The organism is Aequorivita capsosiphonis DSM 23843 (assembly GCF_000429125.1).
Classification (GTDB): Bacteria; Bacteroidota; Bacteroidia; order Flavobacteriales; family Flavobacteriaceae; genus Aequorivita; species Aequorivita capsosiphonis.
Genome location: NZ_AUBG01000007.1, coordinates 1 through 12,943, shown reverse-complemented (window position 1 = coordinate 12,943; position 12,943 = coordinate 1). Strand labels below are relative to the sequence as shown.

The window sequence follows — 12,943 nt, the reverse complement described above, 5'->3', positions numbered from 1 at the left end:
TATGGGTCACGGAATTAAACCGGGGGTAGCCACCGGAAAAGAAATACAGAGAATACATCAATACGCCAAAGAAAAAGGCTTTGCCATGCCTGCCGTTAATGTTGTGGGCTCTGATAGTGTAAATGCCGTTATGGAAACTGCTGCGAGCTTAAATGCACCCGTAATTATTCAATTTTCTAATGGTGGTTCGCAATTTAATGCTGGGAAGGGACTTTCCAATGAAAATGAGAAAGCTGCAATTGCAGGAGGTGTAGCAGGTGCCAAACACGTTCACGAGCTTGCGGAATTATATGGTGCAACCGTTATTCTACACACAGATCATTGCGCTAAAAAATTACTTCCTTGGATTGATGGCTTGCTAGACGCAGGTGAAAAATTTTATAAGGAAAACGGCAAACCGCTCTATAGCTCCCATATGATAGATCTTTCCGAAGAACCTATTGAAGAAAATATTGAAATTTGCAAACGTTATCTAGCGCGTATGAGCAAAATTGGGATGACCCTAGAAATTGAGTTGGGAATTACGGGTGGTGAAGAAGACGGTGTTGATAATACCGATGTAGATTCCACAAAATTATATACCCAGCCGGAAGAGGTTGCTTATGCGTATGAGGAGCTTTCAAAAGTAAGCGATCAATTTACAATTGCCGCTGCATTTGGTAATGTGCACGGAGTTTATAAACCCGGAAATGTAAAACTGACTCCAATTATCCTAAAAAATTCACAGGAATTTATTCAGAAAAAGTTTAATACAGGCCCTAACCCAATCGATTTTGTTTTCCACGGTGGAAGTGGTTCCTCTTTGGAAGATATTCGAGAGGCTATTGGTTATGGGGTCATAAAAATGAACATTGACACTGATATGCAATTTGCATTTACCGAAGGTGTTCGTGATTATATTACGAAGCATTTAGAATATCTAAAAACCCAAATAGGAAATCCAGACGGAGATGATATTCCAAACAAAAAATATTACGACCCAAGAAAATGGCTTCGCGAAGGCGAAATTACTTTTAAGAACAGACTTACAAAGGCTTTTGAAGATTTAAATAATGTGAATACTTTGTAAGTTAGCCCCTATTCCCTTCCTACGGCAGGCAGGCCTAAAGGGGGAAATGAAAAAATTCAAAATTTATGTTTTTCATATCCTTACAATTAAAAAAACATAAATTTGTAAATTATAAACCACCAACTGAGAACCGAGAACTGAATTTCTCATAACTCATAACTCATAACTAAAATATGCCTTGGTTTAAAAGAACAAAAAAAGGGATCCAAACCCCGACCGAAGATAAAAAAGACGTCCCAAAAGGATTGTGGTACAAATCGCCAACGGGAAAAGTTGTAGACAGTGAGGAACTGGAAAAAAACTTTTACGTAAGTCCTGAAGACGGCTACCACGTGCGCATAGGAAGTAAGGAGTATTTTGAAATACTTTTTGATGACAATAAGTTTAAAGAGCTCGATAAAAATCTTACTTCAAAAGACACGCTGAACTTCGAAGACAAAAAGAAATATACAGACCGTCTAAAAGAAGCCCAGGACAAAACTGGATTAAAGGATGCTATTCGCTGCGCCGTTGGAAAATCAATGGGTGAAGATTTGGTGGTAGCTTGTATGGATTTCAGCTTTATTGGCGGTTCCATGGGAAGTGTAGTAGGCGAAAAAATTGTTCGCGCTGCCGATTATTCGCTTAAAAAGAAAATTCCATTAATGATCATTTCAAAAAGTGGTGGTGCCCGAATGATGGAATCTGCGCTATCCTTAATGCAACTTGCGAAAACCAGTGTAAAACTGGCGCAACTGAGTGATGCTGGCATTCCATATATTTCATTGGCTACCGATCCAACTACTGGAGGAACAACCGCTTCTTTCGCGATGCTTGGTGACATTAACATCAGTGAACCGGGTGCATTAATTGGTTTTGCGGGACCACGCGTGGTTCGCGACACAACTGGAAAAGAACTTCCGGAAGGCTTCCAAACTGCGGAGTTTGTTTTAGAGCACGGTTTCTTAGATTTTATAACCCATCGTCGAGATCTCAAAAAAAAGGTAAACCAATACCTAGATTTAGTGCTAAACAGACCTTTACGGGAGCAAGTTGATAAATCCGCATAAGATTTTAAAGTTTTAAAATAACTGGATCCTGAGCACTGTATACTGAATACTTTTTCTATCTTTGCCGCCTTGATTATCAAAACGGTAGTCAGTACATAATAATCATTTTAACAATATTGGCATGTATTTATCACAAGAAGAAAAAGGAAAAATTTTCGAAAAACACGGAAAGTCTAAAACTGACACTGGTTCAGCAGAAGGACAGATTGCGCTATTCACTTACCGCATTTCACATTTAACAAAGCACCTTAAAAATAATCATAAAGATTATAACACAGAGCGTTCTTTGGTAATGTTGGTTGGTAAGAGACGTTCATTATTAGATTATCTTATGAAAAAAGATATTCTACGTTACCGTGCTATCGTTAAAGAATTAGGATTACGTAAGTAATTTTTTAAAAGGGCTCTTTCGAGCCCTTTTATTATTTATTATTATTGACACTAAGGTGTCCTTCCGAACTTGTTCCGGAAAGAACATATTTTGAAATCCTTGATAAGCCGAAAGTCTTTTCCCCTCCCGATAGTTATTGGGACTAAAGGGTGGACTTTCTAAAATTAAATATTATCTTCAAGTTTGCTTCCTTTAGGGCTGGGGCAACAAACTTGAAAAAAAAAACAGAAAAGCTACCCTTAAGTTTTTCATTGGTCAGACCACAACAACACAACAACACTACAATCGATCATCGATTGTTGACCAAGTATTAACGTTCTTCATCGCAATTGCTTTTATAAAGCAAAAACTTTGGAGAGCAAAATGAAAAACAAATGATACCTAAAGTATTTAAAGAGGTCATAGACCTAGGTGATGGAAGAGAGATCTCCATCGAAACCGGGAAATTGGCAAAACAGGCCCATGGTTCTGTGGTTGTTCAATCGGGAAAATGTATGTTGCTTTGTACCGTAGTTTCAAACTACGAGCAAAAAGACTTAGACTTTCTACCCTTAACAGTAGATTATCGCGAAAAATTCGCAGCTTCAGGACGTTATCCAGGTGGTTTCTTTAAAAGAGAAGCAAGACCAAGTGACGGCGAAGTATTGACCATGCGTTTAGTAGATCGCGTACTGCGTCCACTTTTCCCAAAAGATTACCACTCTGAAACTCAGGTGATGATCCAGTTGATGAGCAACGACGAAGATGTGATGCCAGATGCTATGGCAGGATTGGCCGCTTCTGCAGCTATTCAACTTTCAGATTTTCCTTTTGAATGTGCTATTTCTGAAGCCAGAGTAGGACGTGTAAATGGCGAATTCGTAATTAATCCTTCAAGAGCACAATTAGCAGAATCTGACATCGATATGATGATTGGTGCTTCTGCAGACAGCGTGATGATGGTGGAAGGTGAAATGGATGAAATTTCTGAAGAAGAAATGACCGAAGCCATTAAGTTTGCACACGAGCATATTAAATTACAATGTGCCGCACAACTTAGATTGGCCGAAGCTTTTGGAAAGAAAGAAGTTCGGGAGTATCCTTCGGAAAGAGAAGATGCAGACCTTGAAAAGAAGGTACACGATATGGCGTATGATAAAGTATATGCCATTGCACAAGCTGGTTCAGCTAAACACGAAAGAAGCGCTGCTTTTTCTGAAATAAAAGATTCTATTAAAGCTACCTTTTCGGAAGAAGAATTGGCAGACTTTGGCGATTTGGTTTCAAAATACTACCGTAAGGCAGAAAAAGAAGCTGTTCGCGATTTAACTTTAAATGAAGGCCTACGTCTAGACGGTCGTAAAACATCTGACATTCGCCCTATCTGGTGCGAGATTGACTATTTACCATCTGTTCACGGATCTGCAATTTTCACACGTGGAGAAACCCAAGCACTGGCAACGGTAACATTGGGAACTTCAAGAGAAGCGAACAAAATAGACATGCCGTCTTATGAAGGTGAAGAAACTTTTTACCTTCACTATAACTTCCCTCCTTTTTGTACCGGAGAAGCTAGACCCATTCGTGGAACATCTCGCCGTGAGGTAGGTCACGGTAACCTAGCACAACGCGCACTTAAAGGAATGGTTCCAGCTGATTGTCCTTACACAGTACGTGTAGTTTCTGAGGTATTGGAATCTAACGGTTCTTCATCTATGGCAACGGTTTGTGCAGGAACTATGGCGATGATGGATGCAGGAATCCAAATGAAAAAACCAGTTTCCGGTATCGCAATGGGATTAATTTCTGATGGCGAAACAGGAAAATACGCAGTGCTTTCAGATATTTTAGGAGATGAAGATCACTTAGGAGATATGGACTTTAAAGTAACCGGAACGGCAGATGGTATTACTGCTTGCCAGATGGATATTAAAGTGAAAGGATTGGGTTATGATATTCTTGTAGCTGCCTTAAATCAAGCAAGAGATGGACGTTTGCACATTCTTGAGAAATTGACTGATGCTATTGCAGCGCCTCGTGAAGACGTGAAACCGTATGCACCTAAAATGGTGACTGTACGTATTCCTAATGAATACATTGGAGCCTTGATTGGACCTGGTGGAAAAGTAATTCAAGAACTTCAAAAAGAAACAGGGTGTACTATCGTGATAAACGAAGATCCTGTAACCGAAGAAGGGATTGTGGAAATTTTAGGTACTGGGCAAGAAGGAATTGATGCTGTTATGGCAAAAATTGACTCTCTTACCTTTAAACCTGAAGTGGGAAGCGCTTATGAAGTTAAAGTTATTAAAATGCTTGACTTTGGTGCTGTCGTAGAATATATGGATGCTCCAGGAAACGAAACTTTACTACACGTTAGTGAACTTGCTTGGGAACGCACTGAAAACGTAAGCGATGTGGTAAACATGGGCGATGTTTTTGATATAAAATTCATAGGCTTCGATCCAAGAACGAAAAAAGATAAAGTTTCAAGAAAAGCTTTATTGCCTAAACCAGAAGGTTATAAAGAACGCGCACCACGCGACGATAGCCGAAGCGGTGGACGTGATAATCGTGGACGCGACAACCGTGGCCGCGACGATCGCAATAGCCGCGATAGAGACAGAAAGAGAGATTAATGTTGTTCCGATAGGTATCGGAATCAGAATTATGAGCTATTTTAAGCCTTCATCCATTAAATTGGATGAAGGCTTTTTTAGTTTTTTACATGATGGCAGCTACATTTTTACAGGGAAATAACAGGCATAGATTCTTTGATCTTCAATAGATTTTAAATCGTTCCATCGGGGTTAAAACGTCTTTCGCCTTGAAACTCCGGAAGGGGCTGCTTTTTTTTGTATTTTAGTATAAAAATATAACGTTATGACAGTCATTACATTAAAGCCGTTTATACATAATGAAAAGAGCTGCGTGGGATTAAAATTTCCCTATGATTTTGAGAGCAAGGAAATCATTAAAAAAATGAAAGGTGTACTTTGGACCAAAACGCACGGATGCTTTTATATTCTTTACGATGCCTTAACTATTGATTCGTTTAAAAAGGAACTAATTGCTAAAGATTTTGTTATTATGGAAAGCGAACCAAAAACCGCAGCACCAAACAGCGAAGCAGCAAAAACTATTTTATCGTCCTTAACTCCTGAAAAAGAAGAAGTCTATCAGAGTTTTATAGATTCGCTCCAAGGGAAGCGCATGAGCGCGAGCACAATAAAAACCTACGGCGGTTTTATTCGTCAGTTTTTAAGATTCACAGAAAACAAGCCAACAGAACTCCTTGATGCCACGGATGTTCGTCACTTTATAGAATGGGCTGTAGGCACATTGAACTATGCGGTAAGCACGCATAGACAAATGGTGAGTGGGCTTCGTCATTTTGCTCATTTATACCCCACTTGTTCTATAGATCCGGACGCCATAAATATGCCAAGAAAAGACAAAAAATTACCGGTTATATTAAGTATCCAAGAAATATTAAAATTAATACAGGTAACTAAAAACCTTAAGCATAGAGTCATAATTTCCATGTTGTACGCTTCAGGTTTACGCATAGGCGAATTATTAAGTTTAGAATTAAAAGATTTTGATTTTATTCGCAATCAGCTTCACATTAGAGATGCAAAAGGCAGAAAAGACCGTTATGCCAGTATTGCACAATCATTGCACCCGATGCTAAAAAATTATTATCAAACCTATACTCCCAAAGTTTATTTTGTAGAAAACCCCCAAGGTGGACCGTATAGCGCTGCTAGTGTTCGTTCTTTTTTAAAAATGAACTGCAAGTTGGCCGGAATAAAAAAAACCATTACGCCCCATAGTTTACGGCATTGTTATGCCACGCACTTACTGGAAAATGGAACTGATATACGTTACATACAGGAGTTATTAGGCCATAGCAGGCCAGAAACCACGATGATCTACACCCAAGTAACAAATAAGGACTTACGCGAAATAAAGAGCCCTTTAGACTTTGGATTAAATAATTTATCTTTACGGAATAACCATGACAAAAACCTTAGGATAAACTGACAGGCATCCGGTATATCCATGATAAATGTTAGTATATAACAAGTTATGCACAAGGCAAGAAAGGCTTGCACACTTCTACAACCTTATTGCATTGTTCAACGTCCATCATTCCAATGTGGCAAAACTCTTCATCCATATCAAGCTTTATAGCTAACCATTTGTAAGCCTTGTTTCGGTTACTAATATTAGGAATCCATTTTTTCCAAATCTTATTTATAAGGCTTGTCTTTGCTATTTGGTCAAAGTAATAGTGTGCTTGCTTTTTTGCTTCTCTTAAATCTTTATTTGATAATCTACCTAAAGCCTTATCTGTACCTTTATGAACACCTACATAAGCATCACAAGGTTTACAAATGTATATCATACCATAGCTTCTACCATAAACATAACTGCTATCAACGTATTCCGTTTTGCCACCACAGTAAGGGCAGATATGCCCAGTGCATAACACTGTATATACGTCAGTTGCGGTTTGGTGCTTATTCAAAGTTTCATTCATCTTATTAAGTTTTTGTTTAAAATTGATACGTCAGTGCTTTTAATCGCAACCGAACGCATATACTTTACCGTTGTACGCCAGCTAAAAAAATGACTAAAACAATAAACAAAATAGTAAGCCGATTAAAGAAATATCCAGAAGCGGAATATGAATTAAATGCGGAATCAATAACTGTGAATCCAAATAATGAAAACGGATTTCCAGTAACTCTGACTGATAACGGCAATGAAAATTTCACTGTTGCGTTTGACTTTTGGCACGAGGAATTTTATAATGAAAATGATGCTCTGAATTGCTTTGCGTTCGGACTTTCTAAAGATTGTAGATTAAAATTGACCAAAAAAGGAAATAAACCTATAAAATGGACTGTAGAGTCAATTGAAAATGGGATTTGGAAAGAAGACAGTACTACAGGTCTATTTAACTTGTCTTTTTGGAAAAAATCGAAATTTGAATTTTTGCAGAACGATTTGATAAAAAGTAGTAAGGAATAAAAAGCCAGCGTACAACACTGTGTAAAAATAATTGCTGGTTCTCGCGTACTTGGAAATTCCTGCGGAATTTCCACAGGCTCGGTTTATATTTGTTATTTTAGGTGCTTAACCCACGCAACTATTCTTACACCAAACGTTGTGGTGCATTTAAAAAATGATAGAAACCGAAGAAAAATATCTACCGTCTGAAATCTTACAAAAGGCAATTGTAAGCGAAAAAGAATATGGTTGGAAGCGAACAGACTTTAGAGAAGTCATTGACAAAGCCGTTGAAGTCAGACTTGGAATTATTGGCGGACAAGTTCAATTTAAACTTCCAGACGGAACTTGTGAACTTTATTGGCACAAATACGACACGACAGAAAGAAAATCAGGAGAAAGTTGGAATGACTACTGCCAGCGGACTAAAAAGGAGTGTTTAAGTCAATTTGAAAAACTTCCGACCGACAGCGAATTAATAAAAGAAGGAATTGAAAGCTTCGACTTTTTGAAACAGAAAAGTAAAACTAACACAAATATCGGTGACTTCTTGATTTTCATTTTATACTTCAATGACCTTGAAACCGAATTAGAAAATGGCTGATGACAAAGTAAATATTGAACTGACTAAAGAAGAAGCAATCGTTCTTTTCGAATTTCTCGGCAGATTCAATGAGAATGATGACTTAAGCAGATTTGAAGACCAATCAGAGCAAAGAGTTCTATGGGATGTAGAATGTATTTTAGAAAAGGAATTAAGTGAACCATTTCGAGCGGACTATCGAGAAATTGTAAAGAAAGCGAGAGAAACCGTTCGAGATGAAAAAGAATAAAAAACGACACCACAACAATGTATATAAAAAATAGGCGAAATAGTAGTAAAATCAAGGGTTTTGGCTCGTATCAAACTTTGTGCTTAACTGAAAGTTTAGTGCTTCGAAATCGCCTACTTTTCATATACTAAACGCCGTTGTGCATAATGCTGAAAAAAAATCCAAACATTAAATAAACATTCGGAATTGAGGAAAACCATAAGTAAAATATAAAACCATTTCGGAATTTTGAAAACCAACTAAACCAAAAAAATATGTCAAAAGTTATTGTTACAATCGGAATTTTAATCGGCTTTTTCTTTTTATTCGGAGTTATAGTTTTTGCGAATAAAGGAAGTGGAACACCTGGACTTTTAGGATTAATTCTTTTTGCAGGATTAATTGCAGGACTTCGAGCAGTTTGGAAAAAACCTGCGGTCAAAAGTGAAATTACAGAAACGGACAAACACCAACTTGATAAAAGAGATTAATTGTGTTTAAAGATTACTATTACATTCTTGAAATTTCACATTCTGCAACTCAAGCAGAAATAAAAAGTGCTTATAAAAAGCAAGCTTTGAAATGGCATCCGGATAAAAATATTGGTACTGACACCAATACGAAGATGATAGAAATAAATGAGTCTTATCTAATTTTAAAAGATAGTGAGGCAAGAAGAAGATATGATATTGAGTATTTAAAATATAAAGAGTTCAAAGAACAAAATCAACATCAACGTACAGAAAACAAAAATGAAAAACAAGAAAATGCAAATTCAAAAACTAAATCAAAATCAAGAACGTATGAATATGAAGTACAAGATGAAACTTTAGAGAAATGGATGCAAAATGCACGAAGACAAGCGGTGGATTTAGCAAAACAGACATTAAAAGAGATAGCAGATTTAAGTGTCGAAGCTACTAAACAAGCAGGTTCAAAAATGTTTCAAATGCTTATTTATTATGCTATTTCAGGATTAATAATTATGCTTTTATTTAAGGCTTGCAACTAAAAACTAACCAATATGAAAAACCTAACAAATTATTTTACTGCCTTTCTAATAATCTTATTTTTAAATTCCTGCGACCAAAAAAGAAATACATCATTTGAGAAATTCGATTTTGGAAATGGGTATTCGATTGATTTGCCAGAAAAATATAGCAAAACCAACGAATTAACTTGGCAAGCAGGCGAACACTCTTATTTTAATATTATTGTAGGTCAAATTGGAAATTCAGATTTAAAAACAGAACTGACAGATTATTTAGCTTCCCGAAATACTACTGATTTATTTGATAACAGCGAATTTATAAGGACAGAAGAATTTGAAGAAAACGGACTAAAAGGTGTTATTTCCTTCTATGAAGAAGACTTGAAAAAACAAGGAGCTGGAATTGTTACCTTAACTTCATACGGAGTTTTTGCAATAGTAAGGAATGACACAGAGCAATTTACAATTAATTCTATGGCATTAAGCGATAATAATTTTGCACAAATTGCTAAAAGCATAAAGTCTATTGCAATGAAAGAAGGAATTTTGAACATTCCTATTGCTAATAAATTTGACAAGAATAAAGCAATAGAAGATGGCTACCAAGTATTTCAAGAAGACGGATTTATGGTCAAATGCAATAAAGAAATAAAACTCGATAGATTGAGAATACAACAAATGAAGCAAAATGGAATGGATGATAATTCAAGACCATTTCACGTTTACGATAATGGTACAGATTATAATATTAATGTCAGTAGTTTTGAAAGCGTTCTTGCAGGTCAATCTGAACAAGAAATTGCCGATTACAACAAAAATGATTTAGATTATTATCAGACAAAATTTGATGAGATGTCAATTAATAATAAGCGAGGTAAATTTAAAGAATTTGACGCGGTGTTTTATGATAACACCCAAGACGGAAGAACTACTAAAGCAGTATTTTTTCACCATAAAATGAAAAGCTATATGCTCCAAGTTACAGATGATAATAATGTTGAAAAGAAATTTCAAGACTTTATAAAAACATTTGAGATAATATAAAAAAGTGTGGAAAAGCACTATGCACAACACAGTATATAAGCTATGGCTTGGTCTGTGCCAATTTGGAAAATCTACGGATTTCCCAAAGTTCAGTTTTTATCCGAAAGGTTCGTGCTAAAACACGCCACAGCTCATATACATAAACGTTAGGGTGCATTTGAAAAAACATCGATAAACCATTGAAAATCCAAGGAAACTAAAGACTTTTCACTACCTATTTTATTCCTCACAGAAAATATTTGTCATCTTTTCGTCTTTTTTATTGCTCACAGAAATAATTTGTGTATATTCGCATTGTAGTTCTTTGAAATGTTTGTGTAGTGAACCCAAGAGTTTTGTTAAAAAACTATTGAAGAGGGTTTTTCCCTCCACCCGTAATGGGTCTTTGTAATGGCAACAAGAGACTTAGCGACTGAACAGACGTACAACTGAAACAAGATTGTACCGAAGCAGCATTAAGATGATTAAACCCCTTGCAACATTTGCTTAAAGATGTATCTAATTAGTATTAGAGATTTTTTTTATTTAAGCAGGAAATCGAGAAGTGTCGTAGGACTGTATCCTATATGGGTTCACGTAGCTAATTAAGCAGGAAGCATAGTGCTCCCATTTTAATTTAATAAATACGATACAGTATGAAACACAAACACAGAATTGACCAACTCCAAAGTGGAGTGAAGTCATTACTCGCTAAGAGCGGGTACGCGTTCTCGGAAGAGGATAAAGCTTTATTAAAAGCAATTTTAGTAGAGTTGGAAGAGATGTCAAACAACGAAAAGGACAACAGTCCAGACGAATTTTTGAAAGTTCTCTCCCTACTTCTTAGATTTCTGAAATTCTTCGGAATTGACGATATCACTAAGTTATTCTAATTCCCACTTCTCATTTTTTTTCAAAACAAATAACATTATGAATATAGGTACTGCCATAAAAAATTTAAGACAGCAAAAAGGTTTAAAACAAACCGATTTTGCTGTCAAATGTGGTTTGTCTCAATCTTATCTTTCATCCATTGAGAAAGGTAGAAAAGAGCCTACATTAAGTATTTTAAAACAAATTGCTAATGCACTTTCTATTCCTATGCCTGTTTTAGTTTTCCTATCTCTTAATAGAGATGATGTTGCTGAATCTAAACAAGATGCCTACGATATGTTAGAGCCTTCAATCAAAGGGTTAATAAGTGACGTTTTCATTTCATAAAAATCTGAAATGAAAAAAAGGATAAAGGATTTAGCATTTACCTTAAAAATCGATAAAGATTTTTTGCTCAATTTATCATCCTCGATAGATTCAAATGAAAGTAATTTTTATAGGAATTGGAACGAGCCTAAAACAGATCATAACAAACAACCAAGATTTGAAAATGGTGTTGCACTAACAAGACCAATCAACGCTCCAATTAAAAAATTAAAAGATGTACAATCTAACCTTTTGACCAATGTTCTGTATAAGATAAAATTACCGGAATATTTTTTTGGTGGATTAAAAAATAAAGATGCTGTCTTAAATGCACGTATTCATCAAGGAAACAAATATTTTTTTCTTACCAATTTAAAAAACTTCTATCCCTCTGTTCACTTTAAAAGTGTTGAAAATGCACTTAGAAAGGAGGGATTCTACCCAGATGTCGCAAGATTAATAACTCGAATTTGCACAAAAGAAGGAGCAATTCCTCAAGGTTGCCCTACTTCTTCATTTTTGGCATCATTAGTTGTTTATCATAGTTGTGATGACCTTTTTAAAAAATATCAATTAGAAGGACTTAAAGTTTCAGTATACGTTGATGATATTACCTTTTCAAGTCCAACGGATTTTAAACCAAGAACAAACGTCATTTTAGACGAACTGCGAGATCGAGGATTGAAAATCAATTTTGAGAAGACCCACTATTGTACTAAAAACCCAAGAGTTACAGGAATTCAAGTAAAGAACAACGGAATTTGTCCTCTTCCTAACACATTTGACAGCTCGAATGATTTGACAATTAAAGAAGCTTCAAGAAATGGACATATTCAACGAATAAAATATGTAAAAAAGGTTGCGAAAACGAAAAAAAACGCACCCTAACAATGTATAAAAAAAATAGGGCAAGTAAGTGCTGATCCCAATGTTTCAGGCGCATTTTCGAGGTCGCCAAATCTTTTGATTTGGCTTTAGAACAATAATATAAAACAAAATGCAAAAGATTTGGCTTGTGGATAATCCGAAAGTTAATTGCTTATTTACAGCCCTACTTCTTTTATACTAAACGTTGGCGTTAATTTGGGTACGGTAAAGGGACATCCTTTACAAAGTTAAAGGGACATAGTTTACACTTTTAAGATTCATAAATTGCTTGAAAAAGTATTTTATCATGGTCTGGAAAGCAAAAACTAAAATGGAACAAAAGGTAGAATTTATTCACGAATGGTTAACTCAAAATTACACCATCACAGAACTTTGTAGGTCATTTAACATATCGCGACCTACCGCCTACAAGTTGATTTCTCGGTATGAGAAAATGGGTCTATCGGGATTAATTGAGCAAGAAAGGACGCCGATTAATCACCCCAACAGAACCGATCAGAAAGTTGAGGATTCAATTCTAAA

The 12,943-nt window shown here is 36.0% G+C and carries 16 protein-coding genes; 15 read left to right on the top strand and 1 reads right to left on the bottom strand.

The features are described 5' to 3' along the window. Position 1 precedes the first annotated feature (1 nt). From fbaA to G440_RS0106260, 5 genes are all read left to right on the top strand, one after another. A complete protein-coding gene (gene fbaA / locus G440_RS0106280) occupies positions 2-1,069 on the top strand; it encodes a class II fructose-bisphosphate aldolase (protein WP_026450526.1) in 1,068 nt (355 codons plus the stop codon). Between the two features lie 173 nt (positions 1,070-1,242). Then, positions 1,243-2,118 carry an acetyl-CoA carboxylase, carboxyltransferase subunit beta gene (gene accD, locus G440_RS0106275; protein ID WP_026450525.1) on the top strand — a complete coding sequence of 292 codons (876 nt, stop codon included), beginning with the start codon at positions 1,243-1,245 and terminating at the stop codon, positions 2,116-2,118. Between the two features lie 121 nt (positions 2,119-2,239). Continuing rightward, positions 2,240-2,509, top strand: a complete 270-nt coding sequence (gene rpsO / locus G440_RS0106270) for a 30S ribosomal protein S15 (protein WP_026450524.1) — start codon at positions 2,240-2,242, stop codon at positions 2,507-2,509. 374 nt (positions 2,510-2,883) lie between these two features. Continuing rightward, on the top strand, positions 2,884-5,127 hold the full coding sequence (locus tag G440_RS0106265; RefSeq protein ID WP_026450523.1) for a polyribonucleotide nucleotidyltransferase: 2,244 nt from the start codon (positions 2,884-2,886) through the stop codon (positions 5,125-5,127). A gap of 244 nt (positions 5,128-5,371) precedes the next feature. Beyond that, positions 5,372-6,535, top strand: a complete 1,164-nt coding sequence (locus G440_RS0106260; RefSeq protein ID WP_026450522.1) for a tyrosine-type recombinase/integrase — start codon at positions 5,372-5,374, stop codon at positions 6,533-6,535. A gap of 43 nt (positions 6,536-6,578) precedes the next feature. Here the strand turns inward: G440_RS0106260 and G440_RS0106255 are convergent, their stop codons facing one another. Further along, a complete protein-coding gene (locus tag G440_RS0106255; RefSeq protein WP_051285190.1) occupies positions 6,579-7,034 on the bottom strand; it encodes a zinc-finger-containing protein in 456 nt (151 codons plus the stop codon). Between the two features lie 89 nt (positions 7,035-7,123). Here G440_RS0106255 and G440_RS0106250 point away from each other — a divergent pair, with 89 nt between their 5' ends. From G440_RS0106250 to G440_RS0106200, 10 genes are all read left to right on the top strand, one after another. Beyond that, positions 7,124-7,528 carry a hypothetical protein gene (locus G440_RS0106250; protein WP_026450520.1) on the top strand — a complete coding sequence of 135 codons (405 nt, stop codon included), beginning with the start codon at positions 7,124-7,126 and terminating at the stop codon, positions 7,526-7,528. A gap of 154 nt (positions 7,529-7,682) precedes the next feature. Then, positions 7,683-8,111, top strand: coding sequence for an Imm40 family immunity protein (locus G440_RS0106245; RefSeq protein WP_026450519.1), 429 nt, complete (start codon positions 7,683-7,685; stop codon positions 8,109-8,111). Next, entirely contained in the window at positions 8,104-8,340 is a 237-nt protein-coding gene (locus G440_RS0106240) for a hypothetical protein (RefSeq protein WP_026450518.1), read from the top strand. The genes G440_RS0106245 and G440_RS0106240 overlap by 8 nt, the downstream gene beginning before the upstream one ends. 254 nt (positions 8,341-8,594) lie before the next feature. Next, a complete protein-coding gene (locus tag G440_RS0106235) occupies positions 8,595-8,810 on the top strand; it encodes a hypothetical protein (protein WP_026450517.1) in 216 nt (71 codons plus the stop codon). Positions 8,811-8,812: 2 nt separating this feature from the next. Continuing rightward, on the top strand, positions 8,813-9,331 hold the full coding sequence (locus G440_RS20595; RefSeq protein WP_051285188.1) for a J domain-containing protein: 519 nt from the start codon (positions 8,813-8,815) through the stop codon (positions 9,329-9,331). Positions 9,332-9,343: 12 nt separating this feature from the next. Next, entirely contained in the window at positions 9,344-10,354 is a 1,011-nt protein-coding gene (locus G440_RS0106225; protein WP_026450516.1) for a hypothetical protein, read from the top strand. Positions 10,355-10,989: 635 nt separating this feature from the next. After that, positions 10,990-11,226 (top strand): hypothetical protein, encoded by a 237-nt coding sequence (locus G440_RS0106215; RefSeq protein ID WP_026450515.1) that lies wholly within the window; start codon positions 10,990-10,992, stop codon positions 11,224-11,226. A gap of 37 nt (positions 11,227-11,263) precedes the next feature. After that, a complete protein-coding gene (locus G440_RS19560; protein ID WP_051285186.1) occupies positions 11,264-11,554 on the top strand; it encodes a helix-turn-helix domain-containing protein in 291 nt (96 codons plus the stop codon). Positions 11,555-11,563: 9 nt separating this feature from the next. Beyond that, the gene (locus G440_RS20590; RefSeq protein WP_026450514.1) at positions 11,564-12,421 is read left to right on the top strand and encodes a reverse transcriptase family protein; all 858 of its coding nucleotides are present in this window, start codon (positions 11,564-11,566) and stop codon (positions 12,419-12,421) included. Positions 12,422-12,707: 286 nt separating this feature from the next. Beyond that, positions 12,708-12,943 (top strand): helix-turn-helix domain-containing protein (locus tag G440_RS0106200; protein ID WP_026450513.1); only part of this gene is annotated, 236 nt, incomplete at its 3' end.

Coding starts and splice junctions, on each gene's coding strand:
- fbaA (WP_026450526.1), top strand. CDS start 2: ATGGGTCACGGAATTAAACCGGGGGTAGCCACCGGAAAAGAAATACAG.
- accD (WP_026450525.1), top strand. CDS start 1,243: ATGCCTTGGTTTAAAAGAACAAAAAAAGGGATCCAAACCCCGACCGAA.
- rpsO (WP_026450524.1), top strand. CDS start 2,240: ATGTATTTATCACAAGAAGAAAAAGGAAAAATTTTCGAAAAACACGGA.
- G440_RS0106265 (WP_026450523.1), top strand. CDS start 2,884: ATGATACCTAAAGTATTTAAAGAGGTCATAGACCTAGGTGATGGAAGA.
- G440_RS0106260 (WP_026450522.1), top strand. CDS start 5,372: ATGACAGTCATTACATTAAAGCCGTTTATACATAATGAAAAGAGCTGC.
- G440_RS0106255 (WP_051285190.1), bottom strand. CDS start 7,034: ATGAATGAAACTTTGAATAAGCACCAAACCGCAACTGACGTATATACA.
- G440_RS0106250 (WP_026450520.1), top strand. CDS start 7,124: ATGACTAAAACAATAAACAAAATAGTAAGCCGATTAAAGAAATATCCA.
- G440_RS0106245 (WP_026450519.1), top strand. CDS start 7,683: ATGATAGAAACCGAAGAAAAATATCTACCGTCTGAAATCTTACAAAAG.
- G440_RS0106240 (WP_026450518.1), top strand. CDS start 8,104: ATGGCTGATGACAAAGTAAATATTGAACTGACTAAAGAAGAAGCAATC.
- G440_RS0106235 (WP_026450517.1), top strand. CDS start 8,595: ATGTCAAAAGTTATTGTTACAATCGGAATTTTAATCGGCTTTTTCTTT.
- G440_RS0106225 (WP_026450516.1), top strand. CDS start 9,344: ATGAAAAACCTAACAAATTATTTTACTGCCTTTCTAATAATCTTATTT.
- G440_RS0106215 (WP_026450515.1), top strand. CDS start 10,990: ATGAAACACAAACACAGAATTGACCAACTCCAAAGTGGAGTGAAGTCA.
- G440_RS19560 (WP_051285186.1), top strand. CDS start 11,264: ATGAATATAGGTACTGCCATAAAAAATTTAAGACAGCAAAAAGGTTTA.
- G440_RS20590 (WP_026450514.1), top strand. CDS start 11,564: ATGAAAAAAAGGATAAAGGATTTAGCATTTACCTTAAAAATCGATAAA.